Genomic DNA, 19,735 nt, shown 5'->3' on the forward strand with positions numbered 1-19,735 from the left:
CGACGGTTCGGCGGGACGGCTCGTGCGCCGGCGGCAGACCGCGCCGCGCCACGGCCCCATGGTCCCGCCGATGCCCGCGGGGCTCAGTGCGCTGCCCCGCGTTCCTGCATGAATGCCTCGATCTGCGGCAGCGTGATGTAGCCCGCCTTCTGCGTATCGATCTCGTCGAAGTGCTTGGCGACCATCGGCATGCCGGCCGCGGCCTGATCTTTGGTGAGCTTGCCATCGTGCGTGGTATTGGCGTTCGCAAAGCGCGATTGCAGCTGCTGCACCATACGCTCCATGCGCTGCGGATTGCCGCCTTGCGGTGCGGCTTGAGCGAACGTGACGGTGGATGCGCAGCACAGCAACACGATAGCGATCAACTTCTTCATGACTGACTCCTTCGATTGAGCCACCGAGCGTCGCCTGCCGTTTGCCGCGATCCGTTTCGATGACAGGCCGAATTCTTGGGGAAGCGCCGTCGCAAGGCAACTTCAGAATCATGTCGATTCATGTCACGGCTTTTAAGGCATCCCCTTGAGCCGCCACGAACGCGGCCACGTGCGCCACACCGCAATGCAGCATGCGGTTCCATTACCCGCACCCATGCCGCAGCGCCGCCGCGGCGTGACATGGAATGAAATGAGTTTGCGATGCCGTTTTGACGGCGCTTTGCGTATCTTTCGTCTGTCGGCGCCATCAGCGCCTCGCCGCAACGGCTGAGTTCTCACGTCCCCCGAATCAGCCGGTCCGCTTCTTCACCTGAAGACGCCTCGCGCTGCTCAACGCATCAGGAGTACCAATTGACTATCCGTCTCGTCTGCGCCTCAACTGTCACCGCCATCGGCCTCGCCTGTTCGTCGACGGCATTCGCCCGCGTGGTCGTCTATCTGCCCGCCGCCGTGGTCTACGCCCCGCCGCCGCGCCCGGTCTACTACTCCGTGCCGGTCAATCCCGTGTACGTGGTAGCGCCCCCGCCAGTGCCCCTGCCCGTGGCGGTTCCGGTCGCGGTCGCCGTGACGGCGCCGAAGCCCATCCCCCTGTACACCACCGTCGTCGTCCCCGCGCCGACCAACTACGCGGTCGTACCCGCCCCCGCGGTGACCTACGCCCAGCCCCTCATGATGATGCCGCGTTAGGCGCGCGTGGCGCGCCACCAGTGAATGTGCCAGTTACAACCCAGGCTGTGGAATCAGCATAGGACATGCTGCCGCCAGCAATGCCTGGTGGGTTCCCGTTGTCCTGGGCGCTATCCGGCGGCGTGATGTGAGCGCGAATCCGTGCTGCAAAACTCTGAATGTGCCCTTGGAATAAAGCGCTGCGTCTGGCGGTTATAGAGGAAGGCCGAACGCAGCACGACTCCGTTCCAGACGATGTGGAACATCGCTTGCTCACTGTTCGTTATGACCGGACGCATGTCCATTCGTTGGACACGTCCGTCCAACCTTGGGACTCTCAAGCGGCCTGCGGGCAGATTCGGGCAGGCCACCGCCCTTTGCGGATACATCAGATGAACTACCAGGAACTCGACAGGGAGATCGCCCACCTCGAACGCGTATTCGAGATGATCTCCGCCAACGATCGCATTCCGCTGTCCTACTGGCACAGTCGCCTGCGAAATTTGCCCAGACCGATGTTGATGCCGATCCAGCGCGCGCGCATCGCGCGGCTGGAGGCGACGCTGCGCTCGCTGACGGAAGCGGACGAAGCGTCGTTCGCCGAACCGCCGTTGCGTCCCACCGGCACGCGGTCGTAACGCGGCGGCCGGTCCCGGCCGCCGCCCTCGAAACGGGATGCCGCTCCGTCAACCCGTCAGGATCCGCGCGCCGAGCGCCAGCACGAGCGCCGGCAGCATCACCAGCGCGCCCACCTTCAGAAACTTCATGAAGCTCACGTCTTCGCCTTCGCGGCGAATCGCGTTGAGCCAGAGAATCGTCGCCAGCGAACCGGTAATGGACAGGTTCGGCCCGAGGTCGACGCCGATCAGCAGCGCGTCGATCACACGCTCCGGACTGTGCGCCTGCATCACAGTCGAACTGGCGATCAGGCCCGCCGGCAAGTTGTTCATCAGATTGCTGCCGATCGCGATGACGGCGCCCGCCCAGCCCGCCGTAGCCAGTTCGTGCTGCTGCGCGGCGCGCTGCGTGAGTTGCGCCGCCGCCGTGATCACCCCGGTGTGATCGAGCATTTCGACGAGCACGAAGAGCGCGGCGACCAGCGGCAGCACGCTCCACGAGATTTCGCGGATCATCGGCAGCGGCGATTTGCGCTCCAGAATCAGCACGATCAGCGCGGTCAGCGCGCCGAGTATCGCGGTCGGCATGCCGAGCGGAACGTCGAACGCGGAGACCGTCAGCAGCACGGCGGCCGTCACCGCGATGCCCGCGAGCGCCACGCGGCCGCTGGACGACAGCTCGACCGGATCGAGATTCGCCTCGCAGGTGCCGGCGAGCGCATCGCGCTGGGTCCAGCGCAGCATCACGTAGGTCGCGACGATCGACAGCAGCGACGGCAGCGTGAAGCGCATCAGCCAGGCACCGAGCGCGGGCGTGTGGTTGCCGTACAGCACGATGTTGGCGGGATTGGAGATCGGCAGCACGAAGCTCGCCGCATTGGCGATGAACGCGCAGACGAACAGCAAAGGCAGCGGATGCGTCTTCGCCTTTTTGGCGGCGGCGAACACGGCCGGCGTGAGGACGACGGCGGTGGCGTCGTTCGAAAGAAACGCGGTGATCACCACGCCGACCAGATAGACGAGCAGGAAGAGTTTGCGCGGCGAACCCTGGGCATGATTGACCGCGAGCACAGCAACCCAGTCGAACAGACCTTCACGGCGCCCCACTTCCGACAGCAGCATCATGCCGAACAGGAACAGATAGACGTCGGTGCCCTTGCCGATCGCCTCGAGCGCCAGATGGACCGGCAATAGCCCGAGCGAGACCAGCAGCAGCGCGCCGGCCACGGCCCACACGGCTTCGGGCCATTTGAACGGCCGGGTGATGACGCCCGCCGTGGCGGCGGCGGCGATACCCCAGGAGAGGAAAACGGAATTCACGAAGTGAGCCTTGAATCATTGATGACGCGCGAGCGCGATATCCGGCCTCGCCGGGCGAACGTGCCGATGAGACGGCGGATGCAGGCGCTGATATAGCAAGTTGCGCGCCCATCGCAGCGCCGGCGCGCGCGCTTCATCCCACTCGGTTCACCGCCGCGATGCAATCGCGGCCGTTGTCCTTCGCGTGATACAGCTGCGTGTCCACCAGATTGACGAAGGCCACCGGATCGGCCGCCGCGGCGGGAATCGTGGTGCCGACGCCGAAGCTGGCGGTGATGGTCTGCCGGAACGGCGAGCGCTCATGCGGGATCTGTTCGGTTGCAATGCGGTCGCGGCAACGCTCGGCGACCTGGCGGGCGGCGTCCGCGCCGGTGTTCGGCAGGATCAGCACGAACTCTTCCCCGCCGAAGCGACCGACAAAGTCGCCCGGCCGAACCGCGTCGCTCAGCACGCTGGCGATCCGCCTGAGGCACTCGTCGCCCTGCACGTGGCCGTAGTAATCGTTGTACGACTTGAAGAAGTCGATATCGACCATGACCAGCGAGAGCGGCGCCGCATGACGCAAAGCCGCGCTCCATTCCCGCTGCAGACTGGCGTCGAACGCGCGGCGATTGCCGACGCCCGTCAGGCTGTCCTTAAACGACAGCGCCTCGAGTTCCCGCTGCAACGCGGCCAGCTTCTCCTCGGTCTTCTTGCGCTCGCTGATATCGAACATGAAACCGACCAGCGACTCCACGTTGCCGCGCGCGTCGCGAACCACATGCACCACGTCGCGCAGCCACACGTATTCGCCCCGGCTCGTCAACGCGCGATAGTCCGCTTCGTGATCGGTGCCCGCCTGCGATTGCGCGACACAGAATTCGACCACTTTCTCGCGGTCTTCGGGATGCATGCGCGCGGCCCAATCCTGCACGGTTTTCCAGCTCGACGGCGCCCAGCCCAGCAGGGCTTCGATCTGCGGGCCGATATAGGCGAACTCCATGGTCGCCCAATCGATCTTCCACGGAATCGCTTTGGTCGATTCGAGCAACGTGCGGTAGACAGCCGCGTCGTGCTCCATGTAGCCTTCCACCCCGGCCGCGGCAGATGCCGCAGGTGTACTCTCGTGCCGCAGAAAATCCGCGCTCAGCGCGATATTGTTGTTTTCAAGCCTGTTCATCGGTCCCAACTCTCCTCGCGGTTCAGCCGGCAAATTAACACAGCGGACGACCTCCCGGCCCATTACAGCCGCCGCACCGTTTTATTCCAGCGACATTAGCGTCACGGCTACAACAATCTGTTCCCTTCTCCCCGGCTATTCAGCTTCCATTGGCATCCCTACTATTCGCACTCACCTGCAATACCCGATAACCCTAGAACGTCAAAGTATGAATTCCAGCCCTGTCCGTTCAGACCGCTACCACGGCGCCGCCATTGCCTTGCATTGGCTGATCGCGGCGTTGATCATCAGCGGCTTCTATATCGGCTGGATCATGACCGATATTCCCGGTTTCACGCCCACCAAGCTGAAGTATTTCTCCTGGCACAAGTGGATCGGCGTGACGGTATTCGTGCTCGCCGTGGCGCGCGTGCTGTGGCGCGCCACCCACCGCGCGCCGGCGCTCGACAGCGCCACGCCCGCATGGCAGAAAGCCGCGGCCCATCTGGTGCATGGCGTGCTGTACGTGCTGATGCTGGCGATTCCGCTGTCCGGCTATTTCTACAGTTCCGCCGCCGGCATTCAGGTGGTGTATCTCGGCGTCGTGCCGCTGCCGACCATCATCGGCCCGGATCAGGCGCTCAAGGCGAGCCTGCGCACCGTCCACGTGCTGCTCAATTACACGTTGCTTGCACTGGTGGCGATGCATGTGGCGGCGGCGCTCAAGCATCAGTTCGTCGACCGCGACGGATTGCTGGCCCGAATGATTCCCTTCCTCAAATAACAGCCGGCGATTGGCTACGGCTTGTTGGCAATCTAATTCCCAGCCGTTTGCAATCAACGCACGCAGGTTCGATAGGATGCGTACCACCATGAAAACAACCCTTTACCACTCCGTTCAACGCGTAACGCTCGCCGGCATCGCGGCCTTCTCGCTCTTCGGCGCAAGCCTCGCGCATGCCGATGTCGATACGAGCAAAAGCAGCGTGATCGCCACCACGAAACAGATGAACGTGCCCGTCGACGGCAAGTTCAGGAAGTTCTCGGCGCAACTGAATTTCGATCCGGCCAGGCCGACAGCCGGCAGCGCCAATGTGTCGATCGACACCGGCAGCTACGACCTCGGCGCCGACGACTACAACAAGCAGGCCCAAGGCAAGGAATGGTTCGACAGCGCCACCTTCCCGGCCGCGACCTTCGTTTCCAGCGCGATCGCGCCGGCGGGCGGCAACCAGTACAAGATCACCGGCAAGCTCACCATCAAGGGCAAGTCGCAAACCGTCGTCGTGCCGGTCACCATCGCCAGCCAGGGCACTACGCAAACCTTCGACGGCGCGTTGCCGATCAAGCGCTCGCAATTCGACGTCGGTACCGGCGAATGGAAAGACACGTCGGTGGTCGCTGACGAAGTCGTCATCAAATTTCACATCGTCGCTTCGAAGAAATAACTCGATACGAAGCGTCGCAGCCCAATCTGAAACCTGGAGAACACCTTGAAGAAACAACTTTCGCTCGCCGCAGGCGCGCTGGCCGCCGCATTGTCGTTCAACGTCATGGCAGCCGATACGTATCAGCTCGACCCGACGCACACCTACCCGAGCTTCGAAACCGACCACTTCGGTGGCGTGTCGATCTGGCGCGGCAAGTTCAAGAAGAGCAGCGGCACCGTGGTGCTAGATCGCGCAGCGAAGACCGGCACGGTCGACGTGACGATCGACATGAGTTCGGTGGATATCGGTAACGACAAGCTTGACGCGGAACTGGTCACGGACAAGTTCTTCGACGCCGCCAAGTACCCGACCGCCACCTACAAAGGCACGCAGATCCGTTTCGACGGCGACAAGCCCGTGGAAGTAATCGGCACGCTGACGATGCACGGCATCACCAAGCCGGTCAATCTGAAGATCGAGTCGTTCAAGTGCTTCGTGAACCCGATGCTCAAGCGTGAAGTGTGCGGCACGGAATCGACCGCGACGTTCAATCGCGACGACTTCGGCGTCGACTTCGGCAAGACCTACGGCTTCAAGATGCAGACCACGCTGCACATTCAGGCCGAAGGCATCAAGCAGTAAGCGCCTGCCTGTCAGGCTTGCGTTTCGCGGTTGCGGCAACCGGTCTTTCGACCGTCACGTTGCCGCAACCCGCCCCCTCTTCTCCACGTCCGCTCGTTGTTCCGCTCAGCCGCTGATCAGCGCGCGGAACGTGTCCACGTTTTCCGTGTAGGTCCCCGTCTGCCCATTCGACGTCACGGTGATGCCGACCGTCGACGCATCTTTCGGCGTGATGGTCTCGACGGTATCGCTCGTCGAGAGCTGGATCACACCGGCCTGCACGTTGCCGCCGCTGATCGTGACCGGTGCCGGCGTCGCGACATTGAAGGCGATCACCGCGTCGGCCACGTTCACGCTGATGCTGCCGCTGGTAGTGAGCATGTCCGTGACCGGATCGGTGCCATGCACGCGCGAGTAATTCAGCGACGTAATCGTGATGGTGCCGCTGATGTTGCCCGAGCCCGCCGGCTGCGAACGGCTGAGCGTCACGCTCGGCGCGCTCGCGGTGGTGGTGGTGACGCCCGTCTTCGCGTCGTAGCTCATGGTGAAGTTGACCGTGCCGTTCACCACGGTCGTGCTGTTCGCGGAAACCAGCGTCAACGCGTTGGCCGTTTCAACGGCGGTGTACGACCAGTTGCTCGACGCGTTGCCGACCACGCCCTGCGAACTCTGAATCTGCACGCTCACCGTGCCGGTAATCGAGGCGCTGTTCGATACGCCGGGCGCCTTCAGCTGTCCGACGCATTGATTGAAGCTGACGGCCGCGCTTTCACCGCCTTGCAGGCCGCTCGCGCCCGCGTTCTGTGTCGCCACATTGATCGACCCGCCAGCCGGGCAAGCGGTCGTGCTATTGGGCATCCCCGCGGTGACATCGCTCACTAGCGACTGCACCACCGAGGTATAGATTACCGCGACGCCGGCCCCGACAGCATGCCGAATGCGCCGGCATAACGCGCGACGTGCTCGCTTTGCACCGCCGAAGACAATTTCAACACGTTGCTGCCGCTGCCGGCGCTACTGCCGCCTGAGCCGCCGCACGCGCTGAGTAGAACCGCTGCGGCGACCACCACGGCTGCGCCGAACGATCGTGACGTTTGAGACGAAAACATAACTGCTCCAGATCCAGAAAGCCGGTCGCGCACACCATCACGACACACGCAAGACGAAGCGCAAACGCGCTCCTTTTCTCAGACGAATAGACCCATTTCTCGAGTACCGTGTGCGTGGCAAACGGGTCATCTGCGAGAGTCATTATCAAAGCGCGGCATTCTGTTCGATTCACCGAATATGCCTTTAAAACAGGGCTATTCCGCACACCGCTTGCGATTCAGTCGTTCGTTCGGCAGGATTTACAGGTCATAAATTCCGTTTTCTTCAAACCACAAAACTTGAGCGCGAGGAACTGCCATAACTGCCCGCTATTCGTTCCTTTGAACCGCATGGTTAAACCGTACAGTCGCCCCACAGAAATGATCCTTGTCGGGAGACGGTGCGGTGAAACGGGTAATAAATGCAGCTGTGGTCGCGACGTGGGCGACGGCGATGGTGGGAGCGGCGCAGGCGCAGGAAATGTATGTGCATGGCGGCACGCTCGGCGCGGGTGTCGGCGCCGCCTTGCCGCTGAATTCATGGGCGGGCGTGCACGCGGAAATCGAGGGTTTCGGCCTGTCGCACTCGGTCAACGCCAGCGGCAACGAGTACGACGGCCACCTCAAGCTGTTGCAAGGCGGCCTGTATCTCGATCTGTTCCCGTTCAGCTCCAGCGGCTTTCGCGTGACGGCCGGCGCGCTCATCAACGACGACGAACTGAGCGCGCATGCCGTGCCGAACGCACAAGGCAACTACAAGATCGGCGACGACTTCGTGCCGGCCGTGGGCGCCGCGCCCTCGGCGACGGTCACGCTGCCGCGCGTGATGCCTTACCTCGGCATCGGTTACGGCCACAAGCCGGTCTCGAAAGGTTTCGGCATGACGGTCGATCTGGGCGTGGCATATGGCCGCCCGCGCGTCTCCTACAACGTGCCGGCTATCTATTCGATGTTCACGCCGCAGTCGAACATCGACGAACAGGAGCGCAAGATCACCGACCATGTGGAGCGTTACAAGCTCTATCCGGTGCTGCAGATTGGGGTGAGCTACCGGTTCTGAGCAACCTTGGGACATGGCAATGAACTCGCCTGCAACCCTTACGGCTGCGGGCTGCTTTGGCACGCACGCGTTCAGCAGGACGAAGGGAGTCACCGGCTGCGCGTGGGTGGTGATCGATCTGTTCGCGCAGACGCCAACGCACGTGCGCAAAACAGAGTCTGCGAAAAAGAAATGAGGCTGGCCAGTTGCCTTCAGGCATGCGTGCGACTCATCGCTTCTGCTCGGCCGGGAGATCATGAATCGAAGCGACTGTCGATTCCGCTTCGGCTGTAACATTCATACGGCAGGTCGCATTGTGGCGGCGAACGGCCGCGCTGCCCGAAGCGCACATTCATCCAACTGGCAGGAGCGTGTTGTCATGAACATCCAGCGGATCATGCGAAGCATCAAACCGCTCGTACTCGTCGCGCTCGCGCTGTCGGGTCTCTGGCCCGGCGGGCTCACATGGGCCGACGACAACGCCGCCGCGCTGAGGGGCGAGTACGACACGCTCGCGCCACAGCTGAAGTCGAACGTGTTCCATCGTCCAATCCATCTTGATTCGCAGGAAGCGCAGAACGCGTTGAAGGGCGATATCTACGCCGTAGTCGATTATCCGTTCGCGACCGTCAACAGCGCCTTCAACGATCCGCAGCGAGGCCCCGCGACCTGGTGCGAAGTGCTGATCCTGCATCTGAACACGAAGTATTGTCATGCCACTTCAGGCAGCAACGGCGCGACCATCAACATGAACGTCGGCAAGAAGACGGAACAGGAACTCGGCGACACCTCGCGTGTGCAGCTCAACTACCGTTCGGTCGCGACCAATCCCGACTACTTCCAGGTCGATCTGAGCGCCGCGGAAGGACCGCTCAGCACCAGGGACTATCGCATCGTGCTGGAAGCCGTCGATATCGGCAAAGGGCGCACGTTCCTGCATCTCACGTATTCGTACGGATTCGGCATGGCGGGACGCATCGCGATGAAGACCTATCTGGCGACCATCGGCAGCGCGAAAGTGGGCTTTACGCAGGCGTCGAACGGCGATTACGTGGGCGGTGTGCGCGGCCTCGTCGAGCGCAATACGATGCGCTATTACCTTGCCATCGACGCGTACCTGGGCTCGCTTTCCCTGCCGGCCGACAAACGCGTCGAGCAGCGCTTTGCGACATGGTTCGATGCGACGGAGCAGTACCCGCGCCAATTGCACGAGGTGAGCCGGCAAGAGTATCTGCAGATGAAAAAGAACGAATACCAACGCCAGCAAACGGCGCAATAGATGAACTGACGGCGCTCGCCGCGTGCATGTCGAGAAGCCGGTTGCGGTGGGATCGCGCGACCGTCAATGACCGGTTGTCGGCTTGCGGCTAGCACTGCGTCGCCTGTCGCACTACGTTTTCTCCGATAATGACGTCCGGCCAGGGATGAGCGTTGATGCGCCCAGGTCCCATCGCTACAGGAGATCGGGATGCATCTCGCCGGCACAATACTTCCGATCTTCGCCATCATTCTAACGGGGTGGGTTGCCGGCGCCTCGGGCTACATGCCGCGCGCGCTGGCCGCGCCGCTGATGCGCTTCGCCTACTTCGTGGCGATGCCCGCGCTGGTCTTCCTGACGATCGCCGACGAGTCGCTTCACTCGCTCCTTGACTGGCGCTTTCTGGCCGCGTTCGGCGGCGGCTCCATGATCTGCTTCGTGGCGGTCATGATGTTCGTGCGAACGGCGTGGAGCGCGGGCGTCGCGAAGAGCGGCATGCTGGCTGCGGCCGTGTCGATGACCAACACCGGATTCGTCGCGCTCCCCATATTGAAGTCGCTTTTTGGCCAACCGGGCGTACTCGCGGCGGCGATCGCGACCGTCTTCGTCGGCGCCGTCATGTTTCCGATACTGGTTCTGCTGCTCGAAATCGGGCGATACGATACGTCGCGCAACATACGCACGGGTGCGCTGTTGCGGCAGATCGCGACCAATCCCGTCATTCTCGCGACAATCTTCGGACTGCTTGCGTCGATCCTCGGTCTGAAGCTGTACGGACCGGCCGTGTCGTTTCTCACCATACTCGGCGAAGCGCTGACGCCATGCGCGCTGTTCGCAATCGGACTCGAGCTGACCATCGCAGAACTGCGCGAGCGGCTGGGTCTGTATGCGTTGCTGACGGCCCTCAAGCTGACCATCATGCCGCTCGTGGTCTATGGCCTTTGCCTCGCGGCCGGGCTCGACCGGACCGCCACCATTGCCGCCGTCGTGTGCGCTGCCGTGCCCACAGCCAAGAGTGCGTATGTGCTCGCGGTCGAATACGACGTCGAAAAGAACGTCGTGGGTGCCGTGATCTCGATGTCTACGCTCTTTTCAGTCCTCACCTTGCTCGCCTGGCTTTACGTTTTGTAGCGTCGATGCCGCCGCAACCATCCCGACAACCGCGTTCCGTGCCTTCGTTCTGCCGGGCGATCACTGGATCGGCGGCACCACGCCAAGCTTTTCGGCCAGCATTCTCTCGTAGACACCGAAGTGCAGATCGACCTCCTCCTGCGTCACTACAGTCACCAGAATATTGATCTGCGCGGGTTGCAGACCCAGGACTGTCGCGATCGCCGCTTCCAGTTGCGGCGCGCAAAGGCGGTCGTCGGCAAACGTGGTGCCGACAGCGATTTCGTAAGCGGATTCCCGGTGGAATACCACTTCAACCAGGCGCGCGCGGGCGCTCATATTGTTGTCGATTGCCAGCCGGATGACTTCGACCGCGGTGCGCATCGTCTCGGTCGGAAAGCCCTTGGTTGAGCGCAGCCGGATCCGGTGCCGTCCCAGTGTCAGCCAGTCGTTTTCGAATTCCATGGTGTCCTCGCATGGTTCGTCAGGGGTGTCCTGGAGGTAGGGATGCGGCCGCCCAAATTCAAGGATAAAAAGTGGCGATACCCTCTTGAAATTTCCGCGCGGGATTTCTATCTTGAATTCCGCTGAGGCAGTCGCGCCAGTAGTCCGGCGCGCTGCGTGTTTCTATTTGTTTGCCCGCAGCACGGCAGACGGACTGGAGCGCGTAGACCGGTTCGTCTTCCTGCTGGCTTGAAGGAGGAAATGACCATGAGCGATCTCTACTTCGGGACCGATCTTTCCAGCGAGCTAGACCGTCTGCAACGGCAGATGGCGAGCCTGTTTGGCGGCTTCCCGTCCAGCATCCGTTCCGGGCGCTCCGGCGCGTTCCCGCAGGTCAACATCGGCTCGACCGACGACTCGATCGAGATCGTCGTATTCGCGCCGGGTGTCGATCCGGCGAACCTCGATGTGTCGATCGACAAGGGACTGCTGACCATCAGCGGCGAGCGCCGGACCCCACAGCCGGAAGCGGCCGGCGACGACACCCGTACCTATGCGCAGGAGCGGTTCGCCGGCGCATTCCGGCGCGTCATTGAACTGCCGCAGCACGCGGACCCCGACAAGGTCACGGCGCAGTACACCAATGGCTGCCTGACCGTGAGTATCGGCAAGCGGGAAACATCAAAGCCGCGGGCCATCACCGTTCAATGAAACCGGTCACGGAACTGAGGAGGACATCATGAACGACACCACAGAACTTGCCAGGAAAGACGAAAAGGCGATGGCGCGGCGCGAAGACGACCCGTCACAACGCCGGATCACGCTCACGCCGCCCGTGGACATCTTCGAGGATAGCCAGGGCGTCACTCTGTGGGCGGATTTGCCCGGCGTGACAAAGGACCGGCTCGATGTGAAGGTGCATGACGGCAACCTGTACATCGAGGCAGAGGCAGTCGTACCCACGCCGGCGGAACTGCGCCTGCACCACGCGGAAATCCGCCAGCCTCACTTCGCGCGGGCGTTCGCTCTTGGGGTTGACTTCGACCCGACGAAAATCGACGCCAACCTGAAGGACGGAGTGTTGACGCTGAGGATACCGCGCCGCGACGAAGCCCGGCCGCGGCGGATCGAAGTGCGCACGACCTGAACCCGGCAGACAGGCGACAACCGCAGGAGAGAATCCGGTGGCGGCCACCAGGCCGCCACCTTTCACTGTGAGGTCAGGACGCCGGAGTGAATGTACTGGCAGCGCGCCGGCAATGCCGCTACGTCGGCTGCTGCGAGACGACCCGCTCGCCGCGCGAACGAGGAGTGTCGACGGCCGCGCGCGGGCAACCGGAAACATCGACGCTCACGCCACTGTTCGCGCCGAATGACCGGCATCCGGCTCTCCTGCCAGACTGGCCTTAAGGAGAAAACTACCGGAGGAAACTACGATGAACACGGATCTGAAGAAGTGGAATCCTTTTAAATTCCTTCGACGCACAGGGCGCAAGTCCGATGCGGACAGCCCGGAAAGCCCGCCGGCCACCGACCCGTGGCGCGCCTCCTGGCCCGACCTGCCGGGATTGTTCACGCGCGAACCGTGGCGCGTCGTGGAGGAGTTTTTTCACGACCCTTTCGCGGGCCGCGGCGCGCTGGAACGATGGTTTGGGGACTTCAGTTCATCGCGCTTCCAGCCGCGCATCGACGTGGTCGACGAAGGAAAAGTGCTGCGCGTGACCGTCGAACTGCCCGGAATGCAGCGGGAGGATCTGACCGTCACCGTCGAAGATGGGGCGTTCGTGTTGCGCGGTGAGAAAAAGCAGGATGTGCGCAGCGAGGAAGACGGATGCTACCGGCTCGAGCGCGCCCATGGCAGCTTCGTGCGTACGATTCCGATGCCGGAGAACGCCGATCCCGATCATGCTCTGGCAAAGTTCGACAACGGTGTGCTCACGTTGACCGTGCCGAAATCGGAGCCGCTGCGGTCCGTGGGCCGCACGATTGATATCGGCTAGCCCGGGCGCCGGCGGGAAGCCGTCATCAAGGCTGATCGGAACTTCGTCTCATGGACGGACGCGAGCGCGACCGTGTGATCGCGCTGATCGCCGGAAAAAGAAGGGGGCCGCACGGTTCTTTACGTAGCGGCCTCACGCACAGTTCGATGGGCATCGACGGCAATTCGCGCTGCGCCACAAAACACCAGTTACCGCCTGGCGACCGGGCCGCGCCACGAAGCCTGTCCTTTTAGTTGTCCCGTGTCCGCGCCTGTCCATCGCCGGCGCGCCGCTTCGCCCGTGAGCCGTGGGCCGGCGGCAAGGCGGCGCGCAACTGGTCAAGCGTGAAAGGTTTGCGCAGCGCCGACCATTCGAAGTCGAACCTCTCGTGCTCCGGGACAACGTTTCCGGAAGCGAAAATAATCCGGAGTGCCGGGCGGGCGGAAGCCGCGCGTCGCGCGAGCTCGGTGCCCGACATGTCCGGCATGATGACATCCGTGAACAGGACGTCATAGTCGTCCGCTTCCAGCGCATTCAGCGCCGCCGCCGCGCTTTCTGCGCGCTGCGGACGCATCCCGATCAGCATCAGCAGTTCGCAGGTTGCGTCCAGCGATGCAACATCGTCTTCCACGACCAGGATGCGCAGGCCCTCGCCGTTTCCGCCCGGCCCGACATCCTCGCCTCTACGCGTATTGGCCACGCCCGCTCCGGTCGTTTCGCTATCGCTTTTACCGAGCACCTGTCGCACCTTGGAGGCGAGCTGCTGGCGGCTGTACGGTTTGCTCAGCAGTTCCACGCCGGGATCGAGCCGGCCACCATGCACGATCGCGTTCTGCGTATGACCCGACGTGAAAAGCACCTTCAATCCAGGCAGCATCTGGACCGCCCTTCTGGCCATTTCCGGACTGCGCAGCGCGCCGGGCATCACCACGTCGGTAAATAGCAGATCGATGTGCACGCCGCTCGCCACGACGCTCAGTGCCTGCTCTGCGTCGTTGGCTTTGAGTACCGCATAACCAAGACCGCTGAGAAGTTCAACGACGGTCGCCTGGACCTTCAGATCGTCCTCCACGACCAGGATCGTCTCGCTGCCGTGCTTGAGGACACCCCCGGTGTTACGCCTGGTCTCAACCGCCGTGCCGCTCGAGCGGGGCAGATAGATCCTGACGGTCGTTCCCTCACCGAGCTCGCTGTAGAGGCGGATATGGCCGCCACTCTGCTTGACGAAGCCGTAGGCCATGCTCAGGCCGAGGCCTGTGCCGCGGCCCTCCGGTTTCGTGCTGAAGAACGGGTCAAAAGCGCGCTCAATCACTTCCCGGCTCATGCCGGTCCCCGTGTCCGTGACAGCCAGCATCACATACTGCCCCGCTGAGACGTCGGTAAGCGCTGAGACGTACTCGTCGTCAAGCGTCGCGTTGGCGAGTTCAAGCGTGAGCTTGCCGCCGTCCGGCATCGCGTCGCGCGCATTGATGGCCAGATTCAGGATCACGTTTTCAAGCTGATGGGGATCGGCGATGGTATTCCACAGGCCGCCGGCCACGACGGACTCAATCTCGACCCGCTCGCCTAGTACCCGCCGCAAGAGGTCGTCCAGCGCCTGCAGCTGACGCGCGGGGTTGATGACGACGGGCTCAAGAGGCTGCTGGCGACCGAAGGCCAGCAATTGCGACGCGAGCTTCGCGCCGCGATCGACCGCGTCGAGCGCGTTGCCCAGCCGCTCGGCGCTCCAACCGTCGCGGCCGTGCCGGCTCTCGAGCAGTTCGAGATTGCCGCGCATGACCTGGAGAACGTTGTTGAAGTCGTGCGCCACGCCGCCCGTCAGTTTGCCCAGGGCTTCCATCTTCTGTGCCTGGAACAGGGCTTTCTGCGTTTGCTCGAGTTGCTCGCTGGCGCGCCGTCGCTCGGTGATGTCGCGTGTGATTTTTGCAAATCCGACCAGCTCACCGTTTTCATGAATGGCGTCTATCACGACATGCGCGAAGAAACGGCTTCCGTCGCTGCGCACGCGCCACCCCTCGGCCTCGAAACGTCCCTCCCGCCGCGCCGTGCCCAGGCCCCGGAAGGGAACGCCCGCCGCGACATCCTCCGGGGTGTAGAACCGGGAAAAATGCGAGCCGATGATCTCCTTCTCGGTGTACCCCTTGATCCTGCGCGCCCCCGCGTTCCAACTGGTGATGTGCCCGTCGGGCGAGAGCATGAAGATGGCATAGTCGGTAACGCCCTGGACCAGCAGACGGAAGCTGCGCTCGCTCTCGAGCACCGCGTCGTGAGCGGCCTTCTTGTCACTCACGTCGCGGACCACCTTGCCAAAACCGATCAGCTTGCCGCTGCTGTCGCGCAGCGGTGTCATGACGACGTTCGCCCAGAACGACGTGCCATCCTTGCGCACGCGCCAGCCCTCCGCGATGTAACGCCCGCCCTCGGTGGCGGCGCGCAACGCGGCCTCGGGCGCGCCCGCGGCACGCTCGGCCTCGGGGTAAAAAAGGGCAAACGACCGGCCAATAATCTCGTCGGGGCGATAGCCTTGAATGGATTCGCCGCCCGGGTTCCACGTGAGCACCGTGCCTTCCGGCGAAAGGGCGAAGATGGAGTAGTCCTGGGTGGATTCGGCCCAAAGCCGGAGCCACACAGAGCTAAAGGCATCGGATTGCGGGGTCATGGAAGTCATTTTTTGGATGAGGCGTGCGGTAGATCTGCCCGTCGGGTGCCCGGCAACAATAGATGCGGGCGCACTTTAGTCCAGATACGGTAGCAATTATCGAACCCGACGCAGCGGGAAGCCGATCACTGCACCAAACGGGCGACGGTTCGGATACGATGATCAGAATTCGGGCCACCGGCCCGCCACGAAGTTGCCGCTTTCGGAACAAACATGCGACTGGCTCAGTTCATTTCGAAAGAAATGGAAGCAATTCTCGCCGAGTGGGAATCTTTTGCTGCGACATTGCTGCCCGCCGCCCAAGGCATGACCTCGCGAGAACTACGAGACCATGCGCAGCAGATCCTGGAGGCGATTGCGAAAGACCTGTCTACGCCGCAGACCAGGCAGGCGCAACTCGCGAAGTCGCACGGCCGCGTGTCGCCGGTGATCGACGCGCCGCAAACAGCTGCCCAGACGCACGCGGTGCTTCGTGCCCGTGGCGGCTTCGATATCAATCAGTTGACCGCCGAATATCGCGCCCTGCGCGCCGCGGTGCTCAGGTTATGGCTTGATAGCGGCGGCCCGCCGACAGATGAACTCGACGACGTGATCCGGTTTAACGAAGCCATCGACCAGGCCCTAAGCGAGTCGGTGAGTTTTTTCACGAACCAGGTCGACCAGCGCCGTAACCTGCTGCTCGGTATGCTGGGTCACGATATGCGAAGCCCCTTGCAGACCATCCAGGTCACCGCGCACCACCTCGCGAGACTGAACGACGGCCAGGAAGTATCCACCGCAGCAGCCCGGTTGATCCGAAGCGGCGCCCGCATGCAGGCGCTTCTGGATGACATGCTGGACTTCAGCCGGACCAAGCTCGGACTGGGCATCCGCGTGACGCAGGCGCCGGTCGATCTTGGCACGCTGGTGGCCGACGAGCTGGACCAGTTGTGCGCCGCGCACGCGGGCCGGAAGGTCGAGCTTGAGATCGCCGGCGATACCCGAGCCACGTGCGACGGTCGGCGCATCCAGCAGATGCTGGGCAACCTTGTCGGAAATGCGTTCAAGTACGGAGAGCCGAGCGCCGCTGTGAAGGTGCTTGTGGCCGGGAACGGTGAGGACGTGTCGATTGAGGTGGTAAACCAGGGCCAGGCAATACCGCCGTCAGCACTCCACCGTATTTTCGAGCCTCTTGAGCGCGGTCCCGTTGCGGAAGGCGGCCCGGGCGCCCAGGATAGCCTGGGACTTGGGCTCTACATCGCCCAGGAAATCGCCCGGGCTCACCGCGGCGATATCAGCGCCCGCTCGGACGAGGCCGAGACGGTATTTACGGTGCGCCTGCCGCGTCATTCTGCGAGTCCGTAAAACGCGGGTGCAGGTTAATACGATCCAGCGCCTTCGCAAGCCTCTCCACCGCACCCTCAACGTCGTGCAGTTTGTCCAGGCCAAATAACCCAATGCGGAAGGTCTTAAAATCCTCTGGCTCGTCACATTGCAGCGGAACTCCAGCCGCGACCTGCAACCCCGCATCCGCGAACTTCTTGCCGGATCGAATCCCATCATCGTCCGTGTAACTGACAACCACGCCCGGAGCCTCGAAGCCTTCGGCCGCCACGCTTCTGAAACCGTTGTCCGCAAGGAGTGCGCGAACGCGCTTGCCGAGTTCAAGCTGCTCCGCTCTCACTTTATCGAAGCCGTATGTCTCGGTCTCCTTCATGACGTCCCGCAAGATCGCGAGACCGTCCGTGGGCATCGTTGCGTGGTATGCGAACCCGCCGTTCTCATAGGCTTCCATGATCTGCAGCCATTTGCGAAGATCGCAAGCGAAACTGCTGCTTGTCGTTCCGTCGATTCTTTCGCGCGCAAGCGGGCTCAGCATGACCAGCCCGCAGCACGGTGACGCGCTCCAGCCCTTTTGCGGCGCGCTGATCAGAACGTCGACGCGGCTCGCCTTCATGTCGACCCAGACCGTGCCGGAGGCAATGCAATCCAGTACGAACATGCCGCCAACGGCATGCACAGCGTCGGCCAACGCGCGCAAATAAGCGTCCGGCAGCATGATCCCGGAGGCGGTCTCGACATGCGGCGCAAACACCAGATCCGGCTTGTTTTCCCTGATCGCAGCGACCACGTCTTCGATCGGCGGCGGTGCGTAGGCCGCCTGTCTCCCTTGTTCGACCGGGCGCGCCTTCAGCACGATCGATTCAGACGGAATGCCGCCCATGTCGAAAATCTGCGTCCAGCGATAACTGAACCAGCCATTGCGGATAACCAGACACTTCCTGTTCGTTGCGAACTGCCGGGCAACGGCTTCCATGCCAAAAGTCCCGCTGCCCGGGACGACCACGGCCGACTTCGCGTTGTAGACCTTCTTCAGCGAATCGGAAATATCGCGCATGACTCCCTGGAAGAGTTGCGACATGTGATTGATGGATCGGTCGGTGTAGACGACTGAATATTCGAGGAGCCCCTCGGGGTCGACATCGGGAAGTAAGCCTGGCACGTTGGTCTCCGGTTTTGGACGAATATAAGGATCGAAAACAGATTCTAACGAAAGCGATCCATGGCTGAGGCGAAAAGCATTCCGCCACCCGGATCGAAGCGCCAGACAGTTCGCGAGGCCCTACGACCTGACAAAAACACTGTATGAATGTACAGTCTAGGTATTTGCGCCGCAGAACGCGACTTCTCGCTATATCGACGTTCATGACTGGGGTCCAGATAAGTGCCCTATTGGCCAAGCCAGACCGTGAACGCTATTTTTGAGTATCAAGGCATGCCAGATGACAGGCGCATAGCCCATATTGACATGGACGCATTCTTTGCGTCCTGTGAACTTTCGCAGTATCCGGAACTGCGAGGCCAAGCCATGGTGGTTGCCGGCCGTCGTTCGGACGCGCCCCGAACGAACCCGGATGGGACACGTGAGTTCGCGCGCTTACGCGACTATACGGGCAGAGGCGTCCTGACAACCGCAACCTACGAAGCACGAGCGTTCGGAGTTCATTCCGGGATGCCCACCATGCAGGCAGCCCGGCTGGCGCCGGATGCCATTCTCCTTCCAGTGAACTTTGATCTCTATCGAACGTACTCACGACTGTTCAAGGACGCAATCCGGTCCGTAAGTCCGACAGTCGAGGACGTGGGCATCGACGAGGTCTACGCCGATCTATCGCTTCTGAACGACGAATCGGAGCAAATTGCACGGAAGCTGAAATCCGCCGTCTTCGAGGCGACCAATCTCACATGTTCGGTCGGCATTGCGCCCAATAAGCTCCTGGCAAAACTATGTTCGGACATCCAGAAGCCAGACGGAATCACCATTCTGCGGCGTGAGGATCTGCAAGCCAGGATCTGGCCAATGGCTGCGGCAAAAATCAACGGTATCGGGCCAAAGGCTAACGCCAAGCTGACGTCTCTAGGGATAACGACCATCGGTGACATTGCCGCATGCAGCGAGCAATGGCTAATCGAACAGTTCGGACGGAGCTATGGGGCATGGCTTCGCAGAGTTTCCCATGGGCTCGATGACAGACCAGTGGTCACTTATAGCGAGCCTGTCTCGATGAGCCGCGAGACCACCTTCGAGCAGGACCTGCACGCCGTACGACACAGGCGGGAACTCGGTACCGCATTTACCCGTTTATGCGAACAGGTGGCGTCGGACTTGCAGCGTAAAGGCTATCTCGCGCGCAGGATCGGGATCAAGCTCCGCTTCAACGACTTTCAGACAGTAACGCGCGACGTCACGCTCCAGGAGCCGGTTGCGGACGCCAAGGCACTGCGCCACGCGGCCACCCAATGTCTGAAACGCGTCGAACTTGTTAAATCCATCAGGTTGCTGGGCGTGAAGGCAGGCGGCCTCCAGCGCGCGGGAGCGACAGAGAGCGACGCGCCGGCTCAGTTCACGCTGGATTTCTAGTCCGCGTATCGGCTTGCGGAGCGAATGTATC

General features: G+C 62.3%; 21 protein-coding genes. 13 read left to right on the forward strand and 8 right to left on the reverse strand.

Annotated features, from left to right (window positions below; genetic code table 11):
• Window positions 1–83: 83 nt before the first annotated feature.
• Window positions 84–374: a hypothetical protein gene (locus B0G81_RS14140; RefSeq protein ID WP_106282331.1), complete on the reverse strand. Its 291-nt coding sequence runs from the start codon at window positions 372–374 to the stop codon at window positions 84–86.
• Window positions 375–785: 411 nt separating this feature from the next.
• Between B0G81_RS14140 and B0G81_RS14145 the strand changes: the two genes are divergently transcribed.
• Both B0G81_RS14145 and B0G81_RS14150 read left to right on the forward strand, forming a co-directional pair.
• Window positions 786–1,121, forward strand: coding sequence for a hypothetical protein (locus tag B0G81_RS14145; RefSeq protein WP_134136480.1), 336 nt, complete (start codon window positions 786–788; stop codon window positions 1,119–1,121).
• Window positions 1,122–1,492: 371 nt separating this feature from the next.
• On the forward strand, window positions 1,493–1,738 hold the full coding sequence (locus B0G81_RS14150) for a hypothetical protein (protein WP_116121919.1): 246 nt from the start codon (window positions 1,493–1,495) through the stop codon (window positions 1,736–1,738).
• Window positions 1,739–1,786: 48 nt separating this feature from the next.
• Here B0G81_RS14150 and B0G81_RS14155 read toward each other — a convergent pair whose 3' ends face one another.
• Window positions 1,787–3,037, reverse strand: a complete 1,251-nt coding sequence (locus B0G81_RS14155; protein WP_116121920.1) for an arsenic transporter — start codon at window positions 3,035–3,037, stop codon at window positions 1,787–1,789.
• Between the two features lie 133 nt (window positions 3,038–3,170).
• A complete protein-coding gene (locus B0G81_RS14160) occupies window positions 3,171–4,196 on the reverse strand; it encodes a sensor domain-containing diguanylate cyclase (RefSeq protein WP_134136485.1) in 1,026 nt (341 codons plus the stop codon).
• A gap of 208 nt (window positions 4,197–4,404) precedes the next feature.
• Here B0G81_RS14160 and B0G81_RS14165 point away from each other — a divergent pair, with 208 nt between their 5' ends.
• The 3 genes from B0G81_RS14165 (at window position 4,405) to B0G81_RS14175 (ending at window position 6,247) form a co-directional block, all read left to right on the forward strand.
• Complete coding sequence (locus B0G81_RS14165; protein WP_134136488.1) at window positions 4,405–4,959, forward strand: cytochrome b; 555 nt, start codon at window positions 4,405–4,407, stop codon at window positions 4,957–4,959.
• An 88-nt stretch (window positions 4,960–5,047) separates the two neighbouring features.
• Window positions 5,048–5,623 carry a YceI family protein gene (locus B0G81_RS14170; RefSeq protein ID WP_106282543.1) on the forward strand — a complete coding sequence of 192 codons (576 nt, stop codon included), beginning with the start codon at window positions 5,048–5,050 and terminating at the stop codon, window positions 5,621–5,623.
• Window positions 5,624–5,668: 45 nt separating this feature from the next.
• Entirely contained in the window at window positions 5,669–6,247 is a 579-nt protein-coding gene (locus tag B0G81_RS14175; RefSeq protein ID WP_134136490.1) for a YceI family protein, read from the forward strand.
• A gap of 105 nt (window positions 6,248–6,352) precedes the next feature.
• On the opposite strand, the gene B0G81_RS14180 is transcribed toward B0G81_RS14175, so the two are convergent.
• A complete protein-coding gene (locus B0G81_RS14180) occupies window positions 6,353–7,105 on the reverse strand; it encodes a hypothetical protein (RefSeq protein ID WP_243856442.1) in 753 nt (250 codons plus the stop codon).
• A 26-nt stretch (window positions 7,106–7,131) separates the two neighbouring features.
• Window positions 7,132–7,335, reverse strand: a complete 204-nt coding sequence (locus B0G81_RS44610) for a hypothetical protein (RefSeq protein WP_243856444.1) — start codon at window positions 7,333–7,335, stop codon at window positions 7,132–7,134.
• Between the two features lie 433 nt (window positions 7,336–7,768).
• Between B0G81_RS44610 and B0G81_RS14185 the strand changes: the two genes are divergently transcribed.
• From B0G81_RS14185 to B0G81_RS14195, 3 genes are all read left to right on the forward strand, one after another.
• Complete coding sequence (locus tag B0G81_RS14185; protein ID WP_243856767.1) at window positions 7,769–8,374, forward strand: hypothetical protein; 606 nt, start codon at window positions 7,769–7,771, stop codon at window positions 8,372–8,374.
• A gap of 358 nt (window positions 8,375–8,732) precedes the next feature.
• Window positions 8,733–9,632: a hypothetical protein gene (locus B0G81_RS14190; protein WP_134136496.1), complete on the forward strand. Its 900-nt coding sequence runs from the start codon at window positions 8,733–8,735 to the stop codon at window positions 9,630–9,632.
• A gap of 189 nt (window positions 9,633–9,821) precedes the next feature.
• On the forward strand, window positions 9,822–10,742 hold the full coding sequence (locus B0G81_RS14195; RefSeq protein ID WP_134136499.1) for an AEC family transporter: 921 nt from the start codon (window positions 9,822–9,824) through the stop codon (window positions 10,740–10,742).
• 60 nt (window positions 10,743–10,802) lie between these two features.
• Here the strand turns inward: B0G81_RS14195 and B0G81_RS14200 are convergent, their stop codons facing one another.
• A complete protein-coding gene (locus tag B0G81_RS14200; protein ID WP_106282342.1) occupies window positions 10,803–11,186 on the reverse strand; it encodes a hypothetical protein in 384 nt (127 codons plus the stop codon).
• Window positions 11,187–11,432: 246 nt separating this feature from the next.
• Here B0G81_RS14200 and B0G81_RS14205 point away from each other — a divergent pair, with 246 nt between their 5' ends.
• The 3 genes from B0G81_RS14205 (at window position 11,433) to B0G81_RS14215 (ending at window position 13,165) form a co-directional block, all read left to right on the forward strand.
• Entirely contained in the window at window positions 11,433–11,876 is a 444-nt protein-coding gene (locus B0G81_RS14205; RefSeq protein WP_106282544.1) for an Hsp20/alpha crystallin family protein, read from the forward strand.
• 28 nt (window positions 11,877–11,904) lie between these two features.
• The gene (locus B0G81_RS14210) at window positions 11,905–12,312 is read left to right on the forward strand and encodes an Hsp20/alpha crystallin family protein (RefSeq protein WP_134136501.1); all 408 of its coding nucleotides are present in this window, start codon (window positions 11,905–11,907) and stop codon (window positions 12,310–12,312) included.
• 289 nt (window positions 12,313–12,601) lie between these two features.
• Window positions 12,602–13,165 (forward strand): Hsp20/alpha crystallin family protein, encoded by a 564-nt coding sequence (locus B0G81_RS14215; protein ID WP_134136504.1) that lies wholly within the window; start codon window positions 12,602–12,604, stop codon window positions 13,163–13,165.
• A 229-nt stretch (window positions 13,166–13,394) separates the two neighbouring features.
• Here B0G81_RS14215 and B0G81_RS14220 read toward each other — a convergent pair whose 3' ends face one another.
• Window positions 13,395–15,803 carry a PAS domain S-box protein gene (locus tag B0G81_RS14220; protein ID WP_134136508.1) on the reverse strand — a complete coding sequence of 803 codons (2,409 nt, stop codon included), beginning with the start codon at window positions 15,801–15,803 and terminating at the stop codon, window positions 13,395–13,397.
• 213 nt (window positions 15,804–16,016) lie between these two features.
• Here B0G81_RS14220 and B0G81_RS14225 point away from each other — a divergent pair, with 213 nt between their 5' ends.
• On the forward strand, window positions 16,017–17,147 hold the full coding sequence (locus B0G81_RS14225) for a sensor histidine kinase (RefSeq protein WP_134136513.1): 1,131 nt from the start codon (window positions 16,017–16,019) through the stop codon (window positions 17,145–17,147).
• Here B0G81_RS14225 and B0G81_RS14230 read toward each other — a convergent pair.
• Complete coding sequence (locus B0G81_RS14230; RefSeq protein WP_134136519.1) at window positions 17,110–18,285, reverse strand: aminotransferase class V-fold PLP-dependent enzyme; 1,176 nt, start codon at window positions 18,283–18,285, stop codon at window positions 17,110–17,112. The genes B0G81_RS14225 and B0G81_RS14230 overlap by 38 nt on opposite strands.
• A 273-nt stretch (window positions 18,286–18,558) precedes the next feature.
• On the opposite strand from B0G81_RS14230, the gene dinB reads away from it, so the two are divergent.
• A complete protein-coding gene (gene dinB / locus B0G81_RS14235; protein WP_106282349.1) occupies window positions 18,559–19,704 on the forward strand; it encodes a DNA polymerase IV in 1,146 nt (381 codons plus the stop codon).
• Window positions 19,705–19,735: the final 31 nt, after the last annotated feature.

Source organism: Paraburkholderia sp. BL6665CI2N2, from assembly GCF_004366535.1.
Lineage (GTDB): Bacteria > Pseudomonadota > Gammaproteobacteria > Burkholderiales > Burkholderiaceae > Paraburkholderia.